At 68.4% G+C, this 22,977-nt stretch carries 14 protein-coding genes and 1 pseudogene; 12 read left to right on the top strand and 3 right to left on the bottom strand.

Annotation, left to right across the window (positions count from 1 at the left end):
• Positions 1–76 precede the first annotated feature (76 nt).
• Positions 77–2,179, bottom strand: coding sequence for a glycosyltransferase (locus ACCQ13_RS13980; RefSeq protein ID WP_104603158.1), 2,103 nt, complete (start codon positions 2,177–2,179; stop codon positions 77–79).
• 264 nt (positions 2,180–2,443) lie between these two features.
• On the opposite strand from ACCQ13_RS13980, the gene mrcB reads away from it, so the two are divergent.
• From mrcB to ACCQ13_RS13955, 5 genes and pseudogenes are all read left to right on the top strand, one after another.
• A complete protein-coding gene (gene mrcB / locus ACCQ13_RS13975; protein WP_104603159.1) occupies positions 2,444–4,888 on the top strand; it encodes a penicillin-binding protein 1B in 2,445 nt (814 codons plus the stop codon).
• A 13-nt stretch (positions 4,889–4,901) separates the two neighbouring features.
• A complete protein-coding gene (locus ACCQ13_RS13970; protein ID WP_104603160.1) occupies positions 4,902–5,426 on the top strand; it encodes a tetratricopeptide repeat protein in 525 nt (174 codons plus the stop codon).
• Positions 5,427–5,582: 156 nt separating this feature from the next.
• Positions 5,583–7,592: a DNA repair helicase YoaA gene (gene yoaA / locus ACCQ13_RS13965; protein WP_104603161.1), complete on the top strand. Its 2,010-nt coding sequence runs from the start codon at positions 5,583–5,585 to the stop codon at positions 7,590–7,592.
• A gap of 27 nt (positions 7,593–7,619) precedes the next feature.
• Positions 7,620–8,339, top strand: a complete 720-nt coding sequence (gene tsaB / locus ACCQ13_RS13960; RefSeq protein WP_104603162.1) for a tRNA (adenosine(37)-N6)-threonylcarbamoyltransferase complex dimerization subunit type 1 TsaB — start codon at positions 7,620–7,622, stop codon at positions 8,337–8,339.
• Positions 8,336–8,581: pseudogene (locus tag ACCQ13_RS13955) on the top strand (ADP-ribosylglycohydrolase family protein); the annotation flags it as partial. The gene tsaB and the pseudogene ACCQ13_RS13955, both read left to right, overlap by 4 nt.
• Positions 8,582–8,659: 78 nt before the next feature.
• Here the strand turns inward: ACCQ13_RS13955 and ACCQ13_RS13950 are convergent.
• Entirely contained in the window at positions 8,660–9,535 is an 876-nt protein-coding gene (locus tag ACCQ13_RS13950) for an energy transducer TonB family protein (protein ID WP_104603163.1), read from the bottom strand.
• Positions 9,532–10,482, bottom strand: a complete 951-nt coding sequence (gshB, locus tag ACCQ13_RS13945) for a glutathione synthase (RefSeq protein WP_104603164.1) — start codon at positions 10,480–10,482, stop codon at positions 9,532–9,534. The genes ACCQ13_RS13950 and gshB overlap by 4 nt, the downstream gene beginning before the upstream one ends.
• 238 nt (positions 10,483–10,720) lie before the next feature.
• Here gshB and pilG point away from each other — a divergent pair, with 238 nt between their 5' ends.
• The 7 genes from pilG (at position 10,721) to ACCQ13_RS13910 (ending at position 22,802) form a co-directional block, all read left to right on the top strand.
• Positions 10,721–11,122: a twitching motility response regulator PilG gene (pilG, locus tag ACCQ13_RS13940; RefSeq protein ID WP_104562659.1), complete on the top strand. Its 402-nt coding sequence runs from the start codon at positions 10,721–10,723 to the stop codon at positions 11,120–11,122.
• Between the two features lie 17 nt (positions 11,123–11,139).
• Entirely contained in the window at positions 11,140–11,502 is a 363-nt protein-coding gene (locus ACCQ13_RS13935) for a response regulator (protein ID WP_104603165.1), read from the top strand.
• A complete protein-coding gene (locus ACCQ13_RS13930; RefSeq protein WP_039413900.1) occupies positions 11,502–12,032 on the top strand; it encodes a chemotaxis protein CheW in 531 nt (176 codons plus the stop codon). The genes ACCQ13_RS13935 and ACCQ13_RS13930 overlap by 1 nt, the downstream gene beginning before the upstream one ends.
• A 39-nt stretch (positions 12,033–12,071) precedes the next feature.
• Positions 12,072–14,108: a methyl-accepting chemotaxis protein gene (locus ACCQ13_RS13925; protein WP_104603166.1), complete on the top strand. Its 2,037-nt coding sequence runs from the start codon at positions 12,072–12,074 to the stop codon at positions 14,106–14,108.
• Between the two features lie 113 nt (positions 14,109–14,221).
• Positions 14,222–21,109: an Hpt domain-containing protein gene (locus ACCQ13_RS13920; protein ID WP_159407367.1), complete on the top strand. Its 6,888-nt coding sequence runs from the start codon at positions 14,222–14,224 to the stop codon at positions 21,107–21,109.
• Positions 21,110–21,116: 7 nt separating this feature from the next.
• Positions 21,117–22,289, top strand: a complete 1,173-nt coding sequence (locus ACCQ13_RS13915) for a chemotaxis protein CheB (RefSeq protein WP_104603168.1) — start codon at positions 21,117–21,119, stop codon at positions 22,287–22,289.
• Between the two features lie 33 nt (positions 22,290–22,322).
• The gene (locus ACCQ13_RS13910; RefSeq protein ID WP_104603169.1) at positions 22,323–22,802 is read left to right on the top strand and encodes a chemotaxis protein CheW; all 480 of its coding nucleotides are present in this window, start codon (positions 22,323–22,325) and stop codon (positions 22,800–22,802) included.
• The last annotated feature ends 175 nt before the right edge of the window (positions 22,803–22,977 follow it).

The raw sequence follows: 22,977 nt of genomic DNA, 5'->3' as shown, positions 1-22,977 counted from the left end.
TGGGTTCACACATCGCCGCCGCCGGCTGTGTATCCGGCGATGGGCCGAGCCAACACGGCCAGCTCAATCTGCCGGCTCAATCGGCAATGAACAATGTCCGCACGGTATCGCGCGCGGCATCCAGCGAAAAATGCTCGGCGACGTTGCGCAGCCCGTTGTGGGCCAGGCGCTGCCACAGCGTCGCATCCTGGTAAAGGCGCACGATGGCATCGGCGAAGGCATCGGCCTGATCGGCCACGCAGACGTCGTCGCCATCGCGCAGGTGCATGCCCTCCACCGCGCAGGTGGTGCCGACCACCGGCTGGCCGTGCGCCATGCTGAGGTTGATCTTGCCCTTGACGCCTGCGCCGAAGCGCAGCGGCGCCACCGCGATGCGGACGTTGTCCATGAACGGGGTCAAGTCCGGCACATGGCCGTGCAGCTGTACGCCTGGGGATTCGTCGGCGAGCAGCCGCAACGCCTCGGGCAGGTCTGCGCCGATGCAGTGGAACATCACCTCGGGCAGCTGTGCGCGGACCTGCGGGAAGATCGCGCTGATGAACCATTGCACTGCATCCACGTTCGGGGCATGCCGGAACCCGCCAACGAAGACCAGGTCGCGGCGTTGCGCGAACGGCAGGCCGCTGCCGGCCACCTCGTGCAGATTGGAGAGCAGGGCGGTGCGCAATTGCGGCGCGTCCACACGCAGTTGCGCCTGTTCGGCGGCCGACACCAGCAGGGTGACATCGGTGGCGGCCATGACCTCCAGCTCGCGCAGGCGGGTACGCTCTGCACTGCGCAGCAGGTTGGCATCGGCGGCGAGTTCGGCGCCGCGGCGTTCGCGCAGGTAGTGCAGGTCCACGGTGTCGAACAGCGTGCGCGCTTGCGGAGCGTATTGCTTCAGCAGCGGCAGACAGGCGTGCGCCACATGATGACGCACCAGCAGCACCGCCGCGAACCGCGTACCGTGGGTGCGCAACCAGCCAGCGATGCCGTCCAGGAATGGCGCATGCCAGACTTCCACACCCAGCTGCTGCAGTGCCAGGGTATGCCGTCCGGCATGCTCGCGCCGGGTCGGGACGAACACCACATGCGCGCCTTCTTCGCGCAGCAGCCGGATCAGGTTGAATTGCCGCAGCGAGCCCGAGTCGCGGTCCGGTTGCGGTACGCATTCGTCCAGGATCAGCACCTGGCGTTGCGCGCGGTGGAGTTGCGCCGGGCCGGGGACGGTGCCCACCGGCAAGTGCGCCGCCAATGCGGACTGCCATTTCTCGGCGAACACGCTCTGGTTGCGCACCTGATACGCCTTGACCCCGGTGCGGACGTCGGTGCCGTTGCTGGTGCCTTCGTCGTGCACCACCACGCTGGCCGGTTGCACCAGTACCTGGTGGCCGGCAGCGCGCACCGCAAAGGCCAGGTCGGTGTCTTCGTAGTAGGCCGGCATATAGCGGCGATCCAGCCCGCCCAGCGTGTGCAGCAACGCGCGTGGCAGCGCGATGGCGGCTCCCGAGCAGTAATCCATTGCGCGGACATAGGCGTAACGCGGGTCCTGCGCCGATTCGAAGCGGCCGTAGCTCCAGGCGCTGCCATCGCCGAACACCACGCCGCCGGACTCCTGCAGCCGCCCATCCGGATACACCAGCTGGGCGCCGACCAGGCCGGCGCCAGGATGCTGGTCGAAGGTGGCGAGCAGCCGATCCAGCCAGCCTGGCTGCGGGATGGTGTCGTTGTTGAGCAGCACCACATACTCGCCGCGTGAGGCGGCGATACCGTCGTTGCAGGCGGCGATGAAGCCACCGTTGCTGGAGCGCTGGTGGTAGCGCAGGCCCGCAATCTGCGGCAGCTGTGCGGTGGTGGCATCGCTACTGCCATCGTCCACCACCACGATTTCCATCGCCAGCTGTGGCGGATGCGCGGCCAGCGCGCGCAGGCAGGCCAATGTGTGGGCGATGTGGTCGTAGACCGGGATCACCACGCTCACGCGCGGGGTGGCGTTGTACGGCACGGCGAACGCAGCGAACGGCGCCGGCGGCGGCAACCACAACGGCGTGCCGAGCGCGACCGGCGGTGCCTGGGTATGCACGCGGATGCGCTGCCAGGTGGCACGCCAGCCACGGGTGCGCATGCTTGCCACGCTGCGGTGGATCAGGCCAAGCACGCGATTGAACAGATAACGCGCGTCGGCCAGGGACATCGACATTCCTTAGAAACTCCAGCATGCAGCGGCAGATGCGATGGGTGCGCGGTCGTGGTGCGAGGCGTGGACCGCGCGGCGGACCCGCAGTGTACGAGGGGCCGCCGCCGATTCCGAGCATGGCCTGCCGATTCGCCCGCGGTATCGCCCGCATGCGCGGCACGGCGGGCAGGCTTGCGGTTTAGCCATTTTTAAGTCAAGCCGAACCCGCAGGCGGCAGCCACGACAGCGCTGCGCTAGACTCGCCGGATTCTCCATGCCTGCATTCCCGTGCCCCGACGCAACGACCACGACGATCCCGAAGACTTCGAGGACGACTCCCAAGAGCAAGGCTCCCGCTGGCAACGCAGGCTGATCGTCTGGGGATTTGCCGCGTTGGCGCTTGCGCTCGGCTTCCTGATTCCCTACACGGTGTATCTGAACACCCAGGTCAGCCAGCGTTTCGGCGAATTGCGTTGGCAGATCCCCACCCGCGTGTACGGACGCCCCCTGGTGCTGGCCCCCGGCAACGCGCTGGACACGGCGACCCTGAAGACCGAACTGGATGCGGCGTCCTACCGCGACGACGGACAGGCCAAGCTGGCCGGCACGTACCAGCAGGACGGCAGCCGTTTCACCATCGCCAGCCGCGGCTACAACGACGTGGATGGTGCGGTGCCGGCGCGCCGGATCGAGGTGGCGCTGTCCGGCGGGCGGGTGGCGAGCCTGCGCGATACCGGTACCCGCAAGGCGCTCAAGAGTGCGCGGCTGGATCCGGCGCGCATCGCCACGCTGTACGGGCAGAAGCAGGAAGAACGTCGCCTGGTGCGCATGGAAGAGGTGCCGGAGCTGCTGGTCACCGGCCTGCAGGCGGTGGAAGACCGCGACTTCAACAGCCACCACGGCATCGACCTGAGTGGCATGCTGCGCGCGGCCTGGATCATGCTGCGCTCGGGCGGCCAGGTACGTCAGGGCGCCAGCACGCTGACCCAGCAGCTGGCCCGCAGCGGCCTGCTCGGCATCGGCAAGGAGCAGACGCTCACCCGCAAGTTCAACGAGATCCTGTACGCGGTCATCATGGAGGCGCGCTACGACAAGCGCACCATCCTGGAGGCGTATCTCAACCAGGTGTATCTGGGCCAGCGCGGCGGGCAGGCGATCCACGGCGTGTCCTCCGGTGCCGAGCTGTGGTTCGGGCGCGAGCTCACGTCGATGACCACCGAACAGATCGCCCTGTTGATCGGGCTGGTCAAGGGGCCGTCGTACTACGACCCCCGGCGTAACCCGGAACGTGCACTGGACCGGCGCAACTTCGTGCTGGGCAAGCTGCACGAGAACCAGCTGATCGACGACGCCGAGTACAAGCGCGCACTCGCCGCGCCGCTGGGCGTGCCGAAAGAGCCGGGCCTGGTCGCGGCGAACCGCTTTCCCGCCTACGTGGACCTGGTGCGGCGGCAACTGGCGCACGACTATCCGGAAGGCGTGCTGCAGGGGGCCGGCATGAGCGTGCTCACCGGCATGTCGCCTGCGGCCCAGGCCTATGCCGAAGGCGCGGTGACCGGCACCATCAAGCGGCTGGACAACAAGAAGCGCCCGCCGCTGCAGGCCGGGCTGGTGCTGACCGACGTGCACAGTGGCGATGTGCTGGCGGTGGTCGGCAGCCGCGACGTCGCCAAGCCCGGCTTCAATCGGGCGGTGGAAGCGCAACGGCCGGTAGGCTCGCTGCTCAAGCCGTTCGTGTACATGCTGGCGCTGGCCTCGCCGGACCGCTGGGCGCTGTCCAGCTGGGTCGACGATTCGCCGGTCACCGTGCAGCTCAGCCGCGGCAAGACCTGGTCGCCGGGCAATTCCGACAACCGCAGCCATGGCACGGTGCGGCTGATCGATGCGCTGGCGCATTCCTACAACCAGGCCACGGTGCGGGTGGGCATGCAGGTGGGGGCCGACCGTATCGCGCAGTTGATCCAGGTACTGGCCGGGATCAAGGCCGACCCGAATCCGTCGCTGATCCTGGGTGCGACCGACCAGAGCCCGTACGGCATGGCGCAGCTGTACCAGTTCCTGGCCGCCGGCGGGGAGATCCAGCCGCTGCATGCGGTGCGTGGCGTGCTCGACCCGCAAGGCAAGCTGCTCAAGCGTTACGACAAGACCCCCGCGCCGGCGCAGGAAGGCGATTCGGTCGCCGCCAACCTGATCAGCATCGGTCTGCAACAGGTGGTCAGCGGCGGAACCGCGCGCCAGTTGCTGGGCGACGGCCTGGGCCGGCTGTCTCCGGCCGGCAAGACCGGTACCTCCAACGACGGCCGCGACAGCTGGTATGCCGGCTATACCGGCGACCACCTGGCGGTGATCTGGATGGGCAACGACCAGAACGAGCAGACCGGCCTGTACGGCGCCACCGGCGCGATGCGGGTGTGGTCGAGCATCTTCGCGCGCCTGCCCAGCGCACCGCTCAAGGTCAGTGGCAAGGGCCTGGACTGGCAATGGGTGGACGCGGCCGGCACCGGCGTGACCAATCCGGGCTGCCCGGGCGCGCGCCAGTTCCCGTTCGTGGTCGGTTTCACGCCTGCCTTCGCCTCTTGTGCCGGGACCGCACCGCCCATCGCCGGCGCGCCCGGCGAGGCCACAGCGCCTGCCGAGCAGTCCAGCGGTGGCGGCTGGCGACGCTTCTTCGGTCTGGAGAAGCGGCCGGAAGACCCTGCGCCAGCGCCCGCTTCGGCGCCCCCTGCCCATTGACTGGAGTGACCAGATGACCCGATTGCACCGTATTCTCGCCCTGATCGGGGTACTAGCCGCAGTCACCGCCTGCGTCACCGCGCCGCCTGCGCCGCCGCCAGCGCCGGTCGATCCGACCACGCCTGCGCAGCGCCTGGGATTGATCGAACGCGAGGCCGGCGCCGACGACACCGAGTTGTCGGTCCAGCCACTGCGCGACCCGCAGGTGGATGATCTTCGCGAAGCCGCCAGGACCAAACGCCAGGCCGGCGATCTGCCGGGTGCGGCGGCCGCGCTGGATCAGGCGATCGGGCTGGTTTCCGGCGATCCGGCGATCCTGCAGGAGCGCGCGGAAGTGGCGGTGTTGCAGGCCGACTGGCCGGCCGCCGAACGCTTCGCCAAGCAGGCGGTGGATCTGGGCTCCAAGACCGGCCCGCTGTGCCGCCGCCATTGGGCCACCATCGAGCAATCGCGACTGGCGCGCGGCGAGAAAGAGAACGCCGCTTCCGCCAAGACGCAGATCGCTGGCTGCACCGTGCCGGGCATGAAGCGTTACTGAGGACCGCAGGGCCGGGTGCGTCGCGCCCGGTCGATTGGCAAGGGTGAGCGCCTGCATCTGGATGCGATGCGGTGGTCCACCCGATCCGGCAAGCAGGCAGCATCCCTGCGCACGCGTTAGGCTGGCGGGCTTGTCCACCTGCATCCGTTCGGTCTCATGTCCCAACTTGCCACTGCCAGCATCGATGCGCTCAGCGAGGGCGGGGCGCTAGCGCGCCAGCTCGATGCATTTGCGCCGCGCGCTGCGCAGCTGCGTTTGACCGGCGCCATCGCCGAGGCCTTTGAACAGCGCGATGTGCTGCTGGCCGAGGCCGGCACCGGCACCGGCAAGACCTATGCGTATCTGGTGCCTGCGCTGCTATCGGGCTTGAAGACCATCGTCTCCACCGGCACGCGCGCGCTGCAGGACCAGCTGTTCCATCGCGATCTGCCGCGCGTGCGCGCCGCGCTGGGCGTGGGCCTGCGCAGCGCGTTGCTGAAGGGCCGCGCCAACTATCTGTGCAAGTACCGCACCCAGCAGGCGCGGGGCGAGCCACGCCTGGCCACGCCCGAGCAGGTCACCCAGTTCCAGCGCATCGTGGCCTGGAGCGGGCGCACCCAGTACGGCGACATGGCCGAACTGGATGCCCTGCCGGACGATTCGCCACTGCTGCCGATGGTGACCTCCACGGTCGACAACTGCCTGGGCACCGACTGCCCGTTCTACAGCGAGTGCTTCGTGGTGCAGGCGCGCCAGCGTGCGCAGGCCGCCGATCTGGTGGTGGTCAATCACCATCTGCTGCTGGCCGATCTGGCGCTCAAGCAGGAAGGTTTCGGCGAGATCCTGCCGGGCGCGCAGGCCTTCGTCATCGACGAAGCGCATCAGCTGCCAGAACTGGCGGCCAATTTCTTTGGCGAAAGTTTCGGCATGCGCCCGTGGCAGGAACTGGCGCGCGATTGCATGGTGGAGGCGCGGCTGGTCGCCGGTGCGCAAGCCAGCCTGCAGGCGCCGATCCTGGCCCTGGACGATGCGCTGCGCAGCCTGCGCGCCGGCATGGAAGGGCTGCCGCCGCGTGGCACGCAGTGGCGCGCCTTGGCCAAGCCGCAGGTGCGCGAAGGTTTCGATGCGGTGCTGTCGGCGTTGGCGCGGCTGGGCGAGGCCTTGCTGCCATTGCGCGAGGCCTCGCCGGGGTTCGACGGCTGCACCGCGCGTGCGCAGGAAGCCTTGAATCGCCTCTCGCGCTGGTTGGGCGAAGATCTGCCGGTAGCGGATTTTGCGCAGGATCCGCCAGAAGCGACGGTCGATACCGATGTGCTCTGGTACGAGCTCAGCCCGCGTGGCTTTCGCTGTCAGCGCACGCCGCTGGATGTGTCCGGCCCGCTGCGCGCGCACCGCGAAAAGTCGCAGGCGGCCTGGGTGTTCACTTCGGCCACGCTGGCGGTGGGCGGAGAGTTCGACCACATCGCACTGCGGCTGGGCTTGCGCGACCCGGTGACCTTGCTGCAGCCCAGCCCGTTCGACTGGGCACGCCAGGCGTTGTGCTATCTGCCGCCGAATCTGCCCGACCCGGCCGCGCGCGGCTTCGGCACCGCCTTGATCGCGGCGCTGACGCCGGTGCTGCAGGCCTCCAATGGCCGCGCATTCCTGCTGTTCGCCTCGCACCGCGCGCTGCGCGAGGCCGCCGACGCGCTGCGCGGTGCGCCATGGCCGCTGTTCGTGCAGGGCGAGGCGCCGCGCGCGACCCTGCTGCAGCGCTTTCGCGATTCCGGCAACGGCGTGCTGCTGGGCTCTGCCAGTTTCCGCGAGGGCGTGGACGTGGTCGGCGATGCGCTGAGCGTGGTGGTGATCGACAAGCTGCCGTTCGCCGCGCCCGACGACCCGGTGTTCGAAGCGCGGCTGGATGCGATCCGCCGCGAGGGTGGCAACCCGTTCCGCGACGAGCAGTTGCCGCAGGCCGTGATCGCGCTGAAGCAGGGCGTGGGCCGGCTGATCCGCAGCGAAACCGACCGTGGCGTGCTGGTGTTGTGCGACCCGCGGCTGGTGAACAAGAGCTACGGACGCACTTTCATGGCCTCGCTGCCACCGTTTGCGCGCACGCGCGACATCGGCGAGGTGCGCGCGTTCTTTGGCGTCGCCGAGCCAGTGGGCGACAATGGCGTGCTCGCGTTGCCGTTCGGCGATGACTGAGCTTCCCTTCCTGCCTGCGGTCCTGCCATGAAAGTCCTCGCTTTCGAAACCTCCACCGAAGCCTGCTCCGTGGCGCTGCACGTGGATGGACGTGTGATCGAGCGCTTCGAACTGGCACCGCGTCGCCACGCCGAACTGGCCTTGCCCTGGGCCGACGCGCTGCTGGCCGACGCCGGCATCGCCCGGCGCCAGCTCGATGCGATCGCGGTCGCCCGCGGGCCTGGCGCCTTCACCGGCGTGCGTCTGGCGATCGGCATCGCGCAAGGCATCGCCCTGGCGCTGGATCTGCCGGTGCTGGCCGTCTCCACGCTGCAGGTGCTGGCCTTGCGCGCGCCGGCCGAGGCCACGCATGTGCTGGCCTGCATCGATGCGCGCATGGGCGAGGTGTATGCCGGCGTGTTCGCGCGCAGCGGCGACACCTTGCTGGAACTGGTGCCGGAGATGGTGTGCGCACCGGACGCGCTCGCGGTGCCCGACACCGCAGCGCGCATGGCCGGTGTCGGCACCGGTTTCGCCGCAGCCGACGCACTGCTGCAACAGCGTTTTGCGACCCGCCTGACCAGTGTCGATGCGACCGGGCTGCCGCGTGCGGCCGATTTGCTCACGCTCGCGGTGCCGGCGTTGCAGCGCGGCGAAGGCGTAGCGCCGGAGCGGGTGGAGCCAGCCTATCTGCGCGACAACGTCGCACTCACCCTGGTCGAGCAACAGGCCGCCCGCGCCGCGAAGGCAGCCGCCGCGACGCCATGACCGACGCTGCCCGGCGCGCACGTTTTCGCGGGTGTCTGCTCGGCCTGGCGGTCGGCGATGCGCCGGGCATCACGCTGGAATTCTGCGCGCCGGGTAGCTTCACGCCGATCGACGATATGCACTGTGGTGGTCCGTTCGCCCTGCGTGCAGGGTAGTGGACCAACGCCGCCGCGATGGCGCTGTGCCTGGCGCACAGCCTGCTGCACTGGCAAGGCTTCGACCCCGCCGGCCAGATGAGCCGCTGACCTGTCGCGCCAGCTGCCGCACGCGGCAGGTCGTGTAGTCGGCCATGCCGTCGCGTCGACGACGCCTGGGGGGTGTCAGCGGTCGTCGTGCAACTCGCCGCCGGGCAGGAATAGCCAGGTCCGGGTGACTTCCAGGATGTCCACATCGTCCTGGGTGTTGGGTAGCGGCGGGAACGGCTGTGCCAGTTGCACCACCCGCAGCGCGGCCGCGTCCAGCGCGGGGACACCACTGGAGATCAGCACGCGACTGCCTTCCACGCTGCCGTCGCGGCGCACGCCCACGCTGATGACCACCTTGCCGCCCAGTCGGCGGCGGCGTGCGTCGTCCGGATAATTCAGGTTGCCCACGCGCTCGGCACGGTCCACCCAGGCGCGCAGGTAGTTGGCGTAGGCGTACTCGCGGGTGCTGGCGGAGACGAACTTGCGGTTCGGGCGCTTGGCGTACTGTTCCGAGCGCAGGTGCACCTCGGCCGCCAGCCGGGCCATCTCCGCATCGCGCTGGATGCGTTGCGCATCGGACGGGGTGAGCGGGTCGGTCTGCGGGTTCGGCTGCGGCGTCGGCATGGCCTGCTCGCCGCGGCGGCTGCTCACCACCCGGGTCTGGGTGGGGGCCGGAGCCTGAGCGCTGGTGGCGCGCTGCGCCTGCGGCGCCAGGCCGGTGCGGTCCTGCGGCACCACGCCGGGCTGGCTGTCGCGCGGGCGCTGGGCGGTGTCGTGGTCGCCGCCGCCCTGCTGGTTGGCCTGCGCCAGGAAGTCGGCCTGCCTGGGCGTCAGCGGGGTGCTGGTCTGACTGAAGATCACGTCCAGGGTCGGCACCAGTGGCGCGTCTTCGCTGACCGCGAAGCCCACGCCCAGGATCAGCGCGCCGTGCAGCACCAGCGAGATCACCAGCGTGGTGGTCAGCCGCCGGCGTTCGTCCACTGCTGCAGTCAGGGCCGCCGCCGTGCTCATTGCGGCACGCCGGCCTCGATCGCATCGAACAGCCGCCCGGCGATGTTCAGGCCGAACTGCGCATCCAGCTCGCGCACGCAGGTGGGGCTGGTGACGTTGACCTCGGTCAGGTAGTCGCCGATCACGTCCAGGCCGACGAAGCGCATGCCGCGGCGGCGCATTTCCGGCCCCACCTGCGCGGCGATCCAGCGGTCGCGTTCGGACAACGGCCGGCCTTCGCCGCGCCCGCCGGCGGCCAGGTTGCCGCGGAATTCGTCACCCTGCGGGATGCGCGCCAGGCAATAGTCCACCGGCTCGCCGTCCACCAGCAGGATGCGCTTGTCGCCGGCGGTGATGTCGGGGATGAAGCGCTGCGCCAGGGTCAGCTTGCGGTTGCCGTCGGTCAGCGTTTCCAGGATCACATTGAGGTTGGGGTCGCCGGTGCCGCTGCGGAAGATCGAACGCCCGCCCATGCCGTCCAGCGGCTTGAGCACCGCCTGGCCGTGCTCCAGCACGAAGGCCTTGAGCGCGGCCGCATCGCGGCTGACCAGGGTAGGCGGGCAGCATTGCGGAAACAGTAATGCGGCCAGTTTTTCGTTGTAGTCGCGCAGGCCCTGCGGGTCGTTGACGATCTGCGCGCCGGCGCGCTGGGCGACACTCAGCACCTGGGTGTCGTAGACGAACTCGGCGTCCACCGGTGGGTCCTTGCGCATTAGCACCACCTGGCCGGGGCCGAAGGCCAGCTCGGCGAACTCCCCCAGGGTGAACCAGCTGGCCTTGTCCTCGCGCACGCCCAGCGGCGCGACCTGCGCCACCGCGCGGCCTTCGCGCAGGCTCAACCCGCCCGGGCGCACGTAGTGCAGGCGGTGGCCACGGCGCTGGGCTTCCAGCAGCATGGCGAAGGTGGTGTCTTTGGCGATCTTGATGGAGGCGATGGGATCCATCACCACAACGACGTCGAGCGACATGGGGCTAAACCTTTCGAACAGGCTGCCGATGGTAGCTTCAAGCGATGGGTGATGGCGCACCCGGCTCGGTCGCAGATGCGCGACTTGCCGGTTTCGACACATCCTGGCGTGGTTGAAACGTCCGCCTGGCGGGGCGGTGGCAGGGCACCCTTGACAGTCAATGCGGGTCTTGGGATATACATGCACTTTCGTAGCGACGCCGTAAGGGATGAAGCGTCGCGCGCCTGGGGATATTTGCATGACTGAAAACATGGCTGCGGGTGGGGAACTCGCAGGACTGAAGGTGATGGTCATCGACGATTCGAAGACCATCCGCCGCACCGCCGAAACGCTGCTGAAGCGGGAAGGTTGTGAGGTGGTGACAGCGACCGATGGTTTCGAGGCACTGGCCAAGATCGCCGACCAGCAACCGCAGATCATTTTCGTGGACATCATGATGCCGCGCCTGGATGGGTACCAGACGTGTGCGTTGATCAAGGGCAACCAGCTCTTTAAATCGACGCCGGTCATCATGCTGTCGTCCAAGGATGGCCTGTTCGACAAGGCGCGTGGCCGCATCGTCGGTTCCGAGCAGTATCTGACCAAGCCATTCACCCGTGAAGAACTACTGAGCGCGATCCGCACCTACGTCCACGCCTGACCAGGGGGAAAGGCAACATGGCTCGAATCATATTGATCGAGGACTCGCCCACCGACAGGGCAGTCTTCAGTCAATGGCTGGAAAAAGCCGGCCACACCGTCGTCGCCACCGACAACGCCGAGCAGGGACTTGAGCTGATACGCAGCCAGGCGCCTGATCTGGTGCTGATGGATGTGGTGCTGCCCGGCATGAGCGGCTTCCAGGCAACGCGCGCACTGGCGCGCGACCAGGCCACCAAGGACATCCCGGTGCTGCTGGTCAGCACCAAAGGCATGGAAACCGACAAGGCCTGGGGGTTGCGGCAAGGTGCCAGCGACTACATCGTCAAGCCGCCGCGCGAAGACGATCTGCTCGCGCGCATCAAACAACTGGTGCGTTGATGCGCTCTCCATTCGACATTCTCGAAGACTACGAACGGCGTAGTCTTGCGCACGCCACGCCGCTGCCGGAACGCCAGTTCTCGGCCGATATCTGGCGTGGCGTGGGGTATCGCGTCGGTACCCGGCGACTGGTCTCGGATTTTCGCGAAGTGGCGGAAATCGTACCGATGCCGCCGGTCACGCCGGTGCCGGGCGCCCAGCCCTGGCTGCTGGGCGTGGGCAACCTGCGTGGCAACCTGTTTCCGGTGATCGATCTGAAGCAGTTCCTGGAGGGCCGGCGCACGGTGCTGCAGGAAGGCCAGCGCGTGCTCATCATGCGTCAGAGCGGCGGCGACGTCGCGCTGACCATCGACGAGCTCTACGGCCAGCGCAGCTTCGAACAGGCCCAGGCGGTGGAGCCCGGCGAGCTGGCCCAGGGCCGCTATGCGCACTTCATCGAACGTGCCTTCCGCAACGAGACGCAGGACTGGGGTGTGTTCTCCCTGGCGTTGCTGTCGCGCACTCCTGAATTCCGGCAGGCCGCGGCCTAAGCCGCGACCCCGCCACGTCCTACAGATCGAGGTCGAACCATGAGTACCGCCCCGGACGCCCGCAAGACCAACAAGCTCGGCAGCGTCAGCACCAGCTTCTGGCTTGGCTTGCTGGTGTTGTCGATGATCGTGTTTGGCGCCAACACTGGCGTCGCGACCTGGCAGGGCAGTCGTCTTGCCGGTGCCGGCACCGGTGCGGCCGACCTGCAGGTGCTCTCGCAGCAGCTGGCCAACCAGGGCCGCGAAGCGATTTCCGGCGATGCAAAGGCGTTCGCTGCCTTCAAGGACACCAAGGCCCGCATCGACAGCACGGTCAGCGAGCTGGATGGCCGCTTCGGCAAGGAAGGTTCGGTGGCCAGCCCGATGGCGCAGCTCAAATCCACCTGGGTGCCGATGGGCAAGAACGCCGACCAGGTCATTGCCAGCGAAGCGGCGGTGCTGGGCCTGGCCGGAAACGCCGAACGCTTCTCCGGCAGCGTGCCGCAGCTGCAGGCGCAGTTGAACGAAGTGGTGCGCGCGATGACCGCCAGCGGCGCGCCGGCCTCGCAGATCTACAACACCCTGCAGCAGGTGGTGGTCGCCGGCACCATGGCGCGCCGGGTCACTGAAATGCGCGCCGGTGGTGCCAACGCGGCCGCCTCCGGCGATGCGCTGGCGCGCGACTCGGTGGTGTTCACCCAGATGCTGGAAGGCCTGCGCGCAGGCAACGACGAGCTCGGCATCGCTGCGGTGCGTAACCCTGCCGCCCTGGCCGCACTGGAGCAGTCGCAGGCGCAATGGGCGACGATGAAGAAGGACATCGACGCCATCCTGGCCGCCTCGCGCAACCTGTTCGCGGCGCAGTCCGCTGCTGCGGCGCTGACCGCAAGTTCCGGCAAGATGCTCGATGACAGCAAGAAGCTGTTCGATGCGTTCTCCGCGTTCGGTTCGGCGCGCGACACCCGGTGGTTTCCCAACTTCTGGCTGGGCGTGGTGTCCGGCCTGGTCGCCTTGCTGGCCATCGTCGGGTTCGTGTGGAGCTCGGTGCGGGTGCGCAGCCGCGAGCAGGACGTGCGCTACCAGGCACAGGTGGAATTCAACAGCCGCAACCAGCAGGCGATCATGCGCTTGCTGGACGAAATCAGCTCGCTCGGTGAGGGTGACCTGACCGTCAAGGCCTCGGTGACCGAGGACATGACCGGCGCCATTGCAGACGCGATCAACTACGCCGTGGACGAACTGCGCCACCTGGTGACCACCATCAACGACACCTCGGCCAAGGTGGCCGTGTCGACCCAGGAAACCCAGGCTACCGCGATGCAGCTGGCCGAAGCGGCCGGCCAGCAGGCCAACCAGATCACCACCGCCTCCGAGCGCATCAGCGAAATCGCCGCCAGCATCGAACAGGTGTCGCGCAACTCCACCGAATCGGCCGAAGTGGCGCAGCGCTCGGTGGTCATCGCCGCCGAAGGTGCCGGCGTGGTACGCGAGACGATCCAGGGCATGGACCAAATTCGCGACCAGATCCAGGAAACCTCCAAGCGCATCAAGCGTCTGGGTGAGTCCTCGCAGGAAATCGGCTCGATCGTGGAACTCATCAACGACATTTCCGAGCAGACCAACATCCTGGCGCTCAACGCCGCGGTGCAGGCGGCCTCGGCGGGCGAGGCCGGTCGCGGTTTCGCGGTGGTGGCCGACGAAGTGCAGCGCCTGGCAGAACGCACCTCCAGCGCGACCCGCCGCATCGAAGGCCTGGTGCAGACCATTCAGGCCGATACCAACGAGGCGGTCGGCTCGATGGAGCAGACCACCTCCGAAGTGGTGTCCGGCGCACGCCTGGCCGAAGACGCCGGCACCGCGTTGACCGAAATCGAGCGCGTGTCCAACGCCTTGAACAACCTCATCAAGAACATCTCTATCGCCGCGCACCAGCAGTCGGCAGCGGCGACGGACATCACACAAACCATGGGCGTGATCCGACAGATCACCAGCCAGACATCGCAGGGTGCGGAACAGACGGCCGAGTCGATCGGCAACCTGGCCCAGCTTGCCGCCGATCTGCGCCGTTCGGTCGCCGACTTCAAGCTGCCGGCGTGACCACGACGCGGAACGGGAAAGGATCAGCAGATGGCGCGTAGTCGCATTACGTCGATGCAGGAAGGGACCGGTCGCCGCGCCAGCGGTGGGCCGGCCGTCGTCAGGGGGCTGCAATGAGTGCGCTTCGCGATGCAATGAGCCATGCCGCACTGGGTTGGGTCAAGCCGGAGCTGGACGAGACCTTGCGCCAGGCGCGCAACGAGATCGAGTACTTCGCCGAAGAACCCTCCGACACCAGCCGGATGCGTTTCTGTGCCGGCTACCTGCACCAGGTGCAGGGCACCTTGCGCATGGTCGAGCTGTACGCGCCGGCAATGGTCGCCGAGGAGCTGGAACTGCTGGCCCAGGCGGTACAGGTCGGCGAGATCGCCGACCGCGACGAGGCCTGCGCCATGCTGATGCGCGGTGCCGTGCTGCTGCCCGATTATCTGGAACGCCTGCAAAACGGCCATCGCGACATTCCGATCGTGTTGCTGCCGTTGCTCAATGAAATCCGTGCCACCCGTGGCCAGCCCGGCTTGAGCGAGAGCGTGCTGTTTGCGATCGACCCGCAGGCCGGCATGGCCACCGAGGCCGAGCTGGATCACGCACGCGGCAGCCTGAGCGGGCGTAACCGCGCGCTGCTCGATACCGTTGGCAGCGCGGTCAAGGAAGAATTGCTGCGCGTCAAGGACGCGCTGGACCTGCACCTGCGCACCGGCGGCGAGATCGCCGAGCTGCAGACCCAGGTCAACGATCTGGGCAGCGTGGCCGACACGCTGGGCATGATGGGCCTGGGCGTGGCACGCAATGTCGTCGTGCAGCAGCGCGATGCGCTGGCGCGCGTGGTCGATGGCCAGGTGCAGATGGACGAAGGCGTGCTGCTGGATATCGCCGGCGCGCTGCTGTACGTGGATGCCTCGCTGGACGACCAGGTCGCCAGTCTTGGCGCCGACATCGGCGATGGCAATGAAGCCAGCAACAGCGCCACCTCGTCGGAGGTGCGTCGCACCGTGGACGTGCTGGCGCAGGAAGCGATCGCCAATTTCGGTACGGCGCGCGAACACTTCGTCGCCTTCATCGAAACCAACTGGGACCATGCCCGGCTGGCCGAGGTCCCGCATCTGCTGGGCGAGGTCGGCGGGGCGCTGCGCATCCTCGAGCTGCCGCAGGCGGCCGATTACCTGGAAGGCGTGCGCCGCTATGTCGATCAGGAGTTGATCGGCAAGCAGCGCGTGCCCAGCGGCCGCCAGCTGGACACGCTGGCCGATGCGATGGCCAGCCTGGAGTACTACCTGGAAGCCCTGCGCGAGCGCCGTCCCGGCCGCGAGGAGATCCTGGACATCACCCGCAACAGCCTGGAAACGCTGCGCTACTGGCCGTTGCCGTCCGGGCAGCCGTCCGAATTGCCGGTGGGGACCGACCAGCCGGGCAGCGTCGTCGCGCCGCAGCAGGTCGCCGTCGGCGCACTGCCGCTTGCCGGTACCCCGGAGGCGGCGGCCAACGATGCCACGCCGGCCGCAGTGCTGGAATGGGCCAACGAAACCCTTGTGGAAACCCCGTTCGCGGCCAGCGCGGTGCACGACACCGGCGCGGCAGCCACCGACACGGTGTTTTCGTTCGACCCGGTGACTGCCGAGGAAACCGTGTCCGGCCAGGCGCATGTGCCGTTCACGGTGGCGCCGCTGGACCTGTCCGACGATGGCGCGCAGGCGCCCGGCGATTGGCGGCTGGACACCACCGAGCAGGCGGCACCGATTGCACCTTCCGCGTTCGACCCGGTGTCGGCCGAGCAGGATGGGCATCTGGCCAGCGAGGCTGCGCAGGTCAGCTACACCGTGGACCTGAGCGCCCTGGAACAGGAACACGCCGCTGCGCCGGTGGGGGCCGATGAGGCGCCGCTGCAGATCGAGCAGATCACCTTGCCTGGCGACGCCGATCAGACCGAAGCGCCGCTGGATTTCATCGCCGAAAACGAAGCGCGCCGCGCGCAGGTCAGCATCGAAGATGCGTTCTCGCCGCCGCCAGCGCCGCCGGCTCCGGCGCAGGAACCGGAAGGTCCGTTCGTGGATGCCGCGCCCGAGGCACAGGACACACCGAGCGAGGCGGCTGCCGAGCAGGCTCCCCCGCGCGTGCAGCAGGCCGTGGTCAGCGCGTTCGACGTGGATGCGGCATCGGCGGCGTTTTTGGCCGATCTGGACGCGGCCGCTGCGCAGTTCGACACCGAGCGGCCACCGGTTTCGCCGAGCAGCAGCGAGACCGCAGCCGAGGTCGCACCGGCACCGGCACCCGCCAGTGCGCCGGTGCCGGTGGCGGCCGATGCCGGCATCTTCGGCGGCTTCGGCGACAGCGATATCGATGACGACATCCGCGATGTGTTCCTCGAAGAATTCGACGAGGAACTGGTCAACCTGGGGCAGCTGCTACCGGTCTGGCGCGCCGCGCCGAACAGCCCGGACAAGCTGCGCACGATCCGCCGGGTCTTCCACACCCTGAAGGGGAGCGGCCGCCTGGTCGGTGCCAGCGTGCTCGGCGAGTTCAGCTGGAAGATCGAAAGCATGCTCAACCGCGTGCTGGATAACTCGCGCCCGCCCAGTCCGGCGGTGGTGGCGATGGTCGGGCTGGCCTACGAGGTGCTGCCGCAGTTCAACGCAGCACTGCGCGACCAGGGCCGCATCAGCGCGGACCTGCCGGAAATCCAGGCCATTGCCGAGCGCGTTGCGGCCGGTGAAGAGGTTTATTACGTGCCTGCAGCGGCGACGCCGGCAACCACCGAAGTGGCTGCGGTTTTGGCCGATGCCGGTGCGCCTGCCGCCAGCGGGGGAACCCCGGCATCGGTGGACAGTGTGCTGCGCGAAATCCTCGAAGCCGAGGTCGCCACGCACCTGGAAACCGTCAACGCCTGGCTGCAGGCCACCCAGGCGGCACCACAGTTGGCGACCGAAGAGCTGTTGCGTGCCGTGCACACCATGAGTGGCGCGTTCGCGATGACCGACGTGCCGGAAATTACCCTGGTGACGACGCCGGCCGAGAGCTATGTGAAGCGTTTGCTCTCGGCATCGGCAACGCCGTCGCCGGAAGGGATCGATGCAATCGCGGCGATGGCCGCAGCGATCGCCACCACGGTCACGGCATTGCGCGCCGAGGCGCCGTTGATTCCGTCGTTCGCGCCGTTGACCGCGCGCTTGCGTGCTCTGGTGGAGACGCTGCCGGAAGCACAGTGGCCGCCGCAGGCGTTCCTGGAAGAACTGGACGACGTCGATGCGGAGAGCGAGACCTCTGTTGCTGGTGATGCGACGGTCGAACTGACCGGCGTGGAGGATCTGTCGCAGTACCTGGATGCCGGTGCACTGCCCGCCGACGCCACCTCGCCGACGCAGCCGGCCGACCACACGCATGACGCCGAGGTCCCTGCCGAGGCTGCGATGGCGGTGGACGAACTGGCCGAATCCGAGGCCGGCCAACACGCCACCGATGCGCTGCAGGCACCGGCGCCGGACGATCACGACGCCCTGTCGCAGGATCAGCACGCCGACACGGCGGAGACGGCAGTCGACGACGCAGCAACTGTGCAGGGCGACGCCGTGGGCGCCGACCACCACGACGCTGCAGCGCAGGCCCACGACGCACACGACACGCTGGCCGATGAGCCGGCGGTCGAAACCGATGCCTGGGACGCCACCGAACGACAGCCTGCCGATGTTGCCGACGCGGCGCTGGCGCACGACGCAGCGCAGGCGCCGGCCGAACCGGCTGACACGCAGGCGCATGCCGCGTCCGATGCGGATGCTTCGTTCGTTGCGCATGACGTGGCAGCGGGCGATCCAGCTGCAGATGGGGCGGACACCCGCGTTTCCACGCAGGACACCGTCGTAGTCGACGAGCTGGCCGACGCAGAAGCCGCGCTTGGTCAGACGCAGACGCTTGCCAGCGCGGACGATGCCCACACCGTGGCCGACGACGCGACGGTCGAGAGCATCGACGCGCTGGAAGCGGTGCACGCCGATGCCGATGTCGGCGCGCCGCTCCACTCCGATGACGTCGCCAAGCAGGCAAACGACGACGAAGCCGCAGCGTCGCACGACGCCGACGCACAGCATGCTGCGCAGTCGGACGCCGAGGCGCACGCGGAGCAGCCGCAGTCGGAGCAGTCTGCAGCCTGGGGCGTGCCGTTCGAGGCACGCACAGACTCCGGCGAGCAGATCGAGACGACCGAATACACGGCGGTCGAGGACGCGACGCACGGCGAGCAAGTTGCCGAGATCGAGGCCGAACACGCCGACACGGCGCATGCGCCGTCCGGTCAGCATCACGACTCCGCACAGGCCGATGAGGCGCTGCCCGAGCACACCATCGCATCGGTGCAGGCGGTCGAAATGGCGCATGCGGCCGACCAGGCGGAAGAGGCGAGCGATCCGCAATCGGAGATCGCGCCCGAGTCGCATGCCGAGCCGGTCGCCAAGACCGACGCGCAGCACGCTGGCGAGCCTGCATCCATCGATGCGACAGCCACGACAGACCAGGTCGAGCACATGGAGCAGGCCGAACACGCCGATGCTGCCGAACACGATGCCTCTGCCAGCGAACACGCGGCCGAGCCGGCTGACCCTACCGCCGCGTTCAGCGCACCGGTGGAAGACGCCGCGCGTACCGATACCGGCAGCAACGACGTCGGTGCCGCGTTCGATGTGGGCCCGCTCAACTTCGATCAACTCGACGGCGAACTGGTCGACATCTTCGTCGAGGAAGGTCGCGACCTGCTGGACCACTGCGATGGCCTGATCGCCCGCATGCGCGAAGTGCCGGAAGACCGCGAGGTCCTCAACGGACTGCAGCGCGATCTGCACACGCTCAAGGGCGGTGCGCGCATGGCCGGCATCAATGCCATCGGCGACCTTGGGCACGCGATCGAATCGCTGCTGGAAGCGGTGGCGGCCAACCGCACCGACATCGACCGCGACGACGTGCGCCTGTTCGAGCGTGGTTTCGATCGCCTGCATCAGTTGCTGACCCGTACCGGCATGCACCGCGCCGTGGCGATGCCCACCGACCTGGTGGAAACCTTCGAAACCCGTACCCGTGGCCGCGATGCCGCCCCGCCCAGCGACGCCGATGTCCGCGCGATCGCCAAGGCGTCGGTGGAGCCGGCACCGCTGTCGGCACCGGTGCCGGTGGAAGGCCAAACCGAAGAAGACTTCCTGCCGCGCGTGCAGCAGGAGCAGGTGCGCGTACGCGCCGATCTGCTCGATCGCCTGGTCAACCACGCCGGCGAAGTGGCGATCTACCGCTCGCGCCTGGAACAGCAGCTGGGCGCGTTCCGTGGCGCCATGGGCGAACTGGATCGCACCAACGCCCGCCTGCGCGACCAGTTGCGGCGTCTGGACCTGGAGACCGAAGCGCAGATCGTGGCGCGTTACCAGCGTGAGCAGGACCAGGGCGATCGCACCTTCGATCCGCTGGAACTGGACCGCTTCTCCACCCTGCAGCAGCTCAGCCGCGCCTTGAACGAATCGGCGGCCGACTTGGGCGGTTTGCAGGGCGTGCTGGAAGATCTCTCGCGTCAGTACGACGGCCTGCTGCAACAGCAGTCGCGCGTCAGCTCCGAGCTGCAGGATGGCCTGATGCGCGCGCGCATGGTGCCGTTCGATGGCCTGGTGCCGCGGTTGCGCCGTGTGGTGCGTCAAGCCGCCAGCGACACCGGCAAGCAGGTGCATCTGCTGCTGGAAGGCACCCAGGGCGAACTGGATCGCAACGTGCTCGATCGCATGGTCGCGCCGCTGGAACACATGCTGCGCAACTCGGTCGCGCACGGGCTGGAGACGCCCGAGCAACGCCGCGATGCAGGCAAGCCGGAAGAAGGCAGCATCGCGATCCGTCTGCGCCGCGAAGGCTCGGAAATCGTGCTGGAAGTGGCCGACGACGGCGCCGGCCTGGACCGCGAGGCGATCCGTCGCCGTGGCGAACAGCGCGGCCTGATCGAACCGGGCCAGGAGCTCAGCGATGCCGAACTCGATGGGCTGATCTTCGCCTCCGGCTTCAGCACCTCCGAGCAGGTCAGCCAGCTGGCCGGCCGTGGCGTGGGCATGGACGTGGTGCGCAACGAAGTGCGTCAGCTCGGCGGCTCGGTGGACATCCACTCGGTGCGTGGCCAGGGCGTCACCTTCACCCTGCGCCTGCCGCAGACGCTGGCGGTCACCCAGGCGGTGTTCGTCCGTATTGGAGAGACCACGTTCGCGGTGCCGGTGGGGTCGGTCAGCGGTATCGGCCGCATCTCGCGCAGCCGTTACGAGTCGGGCGAGGGCGGTTACCACTACGCCGGCGAAGAGTACGTGCTGCACGACCTGGGCTCGCTGGTCGGCCAGGCTGCGGCGCGTGCCGATGGCCAGGCGCAGGTGCCGTTGCTGCTGGTGCGTGCGGGCGACCTGCGCGCCGCGGTGGCGATCGACCAGGTGCTGGGCAACCGCGAAATCGTGGTCAAGCCTGTGGGCCTGCAGATCGCCTCGGTGCCGGGTATCTATGGTGCCACCATCACCGGCGATGGTCGCGTGGTGGTGATCCTGGACGTGGCGCCGCTGGTGCGTCGTTACCTCAGCCAGCCGGCACGTCCGGCGCTGGACAGTCCCGCCGAAGCACAGCGTCAGGTGCCGCTGGTGATGGTGGTGGACGATTCGCTGACCATGCGCAAGGTCACCAGCCGTGTGCTGGAACGCCACAACCTGGATGTCAGTACCGCCCGCGATGGCGTGGAGGCACTGGAACTGCTCGAAGAGCGCGTGCCCGACCTGATGCTGCTGGACATCGAAATGCCGCGCATGGACGGCTACGAGCTGGCCACCGCGATGCGTGCCGACCCGCGCTTCAAGGCGGTGCCGATCGTGATGATTACCTCGCGCAGTGGCGAGAAGCATCGTCAGCGCGCCTTCGAGATCGGCGTGCAGCGCTACCTGGGCAAGCCCTACCAAGAGTTGGATCTGATGCGAAACGTGTATGACCTACTGGGGATTGCCCGTGTCCGAGACTAATGGCGCAGTGGGAACTCCGGTGGCCCTGTTGGGCCGGCCAGGGCCGGCGCGCGAGCGTCTGCGCGAAGCGCTGGCCTCGGCTGGCGCGCAGGTGGTGCTGGAAGACGACCCCGCAGCGGTGGACGTGCAGACCTTGCGCGATGCCGAACCGGTAGCGGTGCTGGTGGCGCTGGAACCGGCCATCGAAGATGCGCTCGAAGCCCTGGAGCCGGCCTTCAACCTGCCTGGCGTGACGGTGATCTTCGACGAGGCCGAACTCACGGTGCGTCGCGAGGGCTGGGAAGCGCAGCGCTGGGTGCGCCATCTGGCCGCCAAGCTGCACGGTCATGCCGACGTGTTGCCGCCAGGCACCGAAAGCGAGCCGTCGCTGCATCCCGAACCCGGCCTGGCGATCCAACCGCGGCAGCATTCGGACCTGCAGCTGGACCAGCACCTGGAAGCGGCCGCGCATGCCTTCGAAAGCGTGCCGGGCGATGCCTTGTTCGCGCAGGTCGCCAGCTCAGCCGATGACAAGCCGGCGCCAACGCTTGGCGATTCCAGTACCTGGGGCCTGGTCGATGAGGTGCAGGTGGTGACGCGCGCGCGTGCCGAGCTGGACGTGGCCGCACTGTCCACGGGCGGCCTGTCGCTGATGGACCTGGAACACACGAGTGCGCCCACCGGCGCGGTGCTGGTGATGGCCGGCATCGGCGGGCCGGATGCGATCCGCCGGCTGCTGGCCGCGCTGCCGCCGGAGTTTCCGCGTGCCGTACTGGTGCGCATGACCCTGGACGGTGGCCAGTACGGTAACCTGGTCCGGCAGATGGGGCGCGTGTCCGCGCTGCCGGTCGATCTGGCCGAAGCCGGGCAGGTGGTGGCACCGGCCAGGGTCTACGTGCTGGCCGACGGCGTTGGCGTACAGCGGCACCAGGACGGGCTGGCCTTCGTGACGCAAAGCGACCCCGCCGGGCTGATTGCCGCGTTGCCGGCGGCCGATAGCGCCGTGCTGATGCTCAGCGGCGCCAACGAGGCGCTGGTGGACGGGGCACTGGCATTGGCTGGCCAGGGTGCCTGGTTGGCCGGTCAGTCCGCCGATGGCTGCTACGACCCTGCCGCGGCCGCCCGCCTGGCGCGCCAGGGCATCCTAATCGCCGATCCTGCGCAACTGGCACAGGCGCTGGCGCAGCGTTGGCCGGCGTAAGCCCGGCCCCTTCTTTCAGACCGGAACCGTGCCATGAGCTACGCCAATAACGACGAAATCCGCGGCGTCCTGATCCAGGCAGGCAACGAGCGCGTGCTGCTCCCCAACGCCACGGTGGCCGAGGTAATGTCGCGGGTGGCGGTGGAAGCGCTGGCGGACATGCCGCGCTGGGTGGTGGGCCGTATCGACTGGTATGGCTGGAAGGTGCCGCTGCTGTCGTTCGCGCGCCTGAGCGGGTTGGGCGAAGAGCCGGCCGCACTCAACAACAAGGTGATCGTGCTGAAGGCGCTGGGCGGCAATCCCGCGCTGCCGTACTTTGCCCTGCTCACCGCCTCGTTTCCTCAGCTGATCTCGGTGCCGCGCGACGGCCTGCTGGCCGACGCATCCGAAGACGCACTACCGGACGGCGTGTACATGCGCGTGCTGCTGGGCGAGCAGAGCGCACTGTTGCCAAACCTGGATGCCATCGAGGCACAGGTTGCGCAGGCGTTGGCGACTGCCGACGCCGCCTGACCGGCATGCGCGCAAGCGCCGGGTACATCGCCGCGTGGATAGGGCGGGCCGCTGCAGTCGAACCGGTGAGGATGGTTCTTTCCAACCGCTGTCTGGATGCCTGGTCGGCGGGCGCCGCCACGGGCTGCCACGCAGGGGGCGCAGGTGCCTGCACACGGCGTCGCGCCGACCCGGG

Source organism: Xanthomonas sp. NCPPB 1638, from assembly GCF_041475635.2.
GTDB classification, from domain to species: Bacteria; Pseudomonadota; Gammaproteobacteria; order Xanthomonadales; family Xanthomonadaceae; genus Xanthomonas; species Xanthomonas cucurbitae.
This window is presented reverse-complemented; position numbering and strand designations above follow the sequence as displayed.

What these genes read in the sequence shown, in the direction of transcription:
- ACCQ13_RS13970 (WP_104603160.1), top strand. Translation starts at nt 4,902, where the DNA reads ATGACCCGATTGCACCGTATTCTCGCCCTGATCGGGGTACTAGCCGCA.
- ACCQ13_RS13950 (WP_104603163.1), bottom strand. Translation starts at nt 9,535, where the DNA reads ATGAGCACGGCGGCGGCCCTGACTGCAGCAGTGGACGAACGCCGGCGG.
- ACCQ13_RS13935 (WP_104603165.1), top strand. Translation starts at nt 11,140, where the DNA reads ATGGCTCGAATCATATTGATCGAGGACTCGCCCACCGACAGGGCAGTC.
- ACCQ13_RS13930 (WP_039413900.1), top strand. Translation starts at nt 11,502, where the DNA reads ATGCGCTCTCCATTCGACATTCTCGAAGACTACGAACGGCGTAGTCTT.
- gshB (WP_104603164.1), bottom strand. Translation starts at nt 10,482, where the DNA reads ATGTCGCTCGACGTCGTTGTGGTGATGGATCCCATCGCCTCCATCAAG.
- ACCQ13_RS13925 (WP_104603166.1), top strand. Translation starts at nt 12,072, where the DNA reads ATGAGTACCGCCCCGGACGCCCGCAAGACCAACAAGCTCGGCAGCGTC.
- yoaA (WP_104603161.1), top strand. Translation starts at nt 5,583, where the DNA reads ATGTCCCAACTTGCCACTGCCAGCATCGATGCGCTCAGCGAGGGCGGG.
- ACCQ13_RS13920 (WP_159407367.1), top strand. Translation starts at nt 14,222, where the DNA reads ATGAGTGCGCTTCGCGATGCAATGAGCCATGCCGCACTGGGTTGGGTC.
- pilG (WP_104562659.1), top strand. Translation starts at nt 10,721, where the DNA reads ATGACTGAAAACATGGCTGCGGGTGGGGAACTCGCAGGACTGAAGGTG.
- tsaB (WP_104603162.1), top strand. Translation starts at nt 7,620, where the DNA reads ATGAAAGTCCTCGCTTTCGAAACCTCCACCGAAGCCTGCTCCGTGGCG.
- ACCQ13_RS13910 (WP_104603169.1), top strand. Translation starts at nt 22,323, where the DNA reads ATGAGCTACGCCAATAACGACGAAATCCGCGGCGTCCTGATCCAGGCA.
- ACCQ13_RS13980 (WP_104603158.1), bottom strand. Translation starts at nt 2,179, where the DNA reads ATGTCGATGTCCCTGGCCGACGCGCGTTATCTGTTCAATCGCGTGCTT.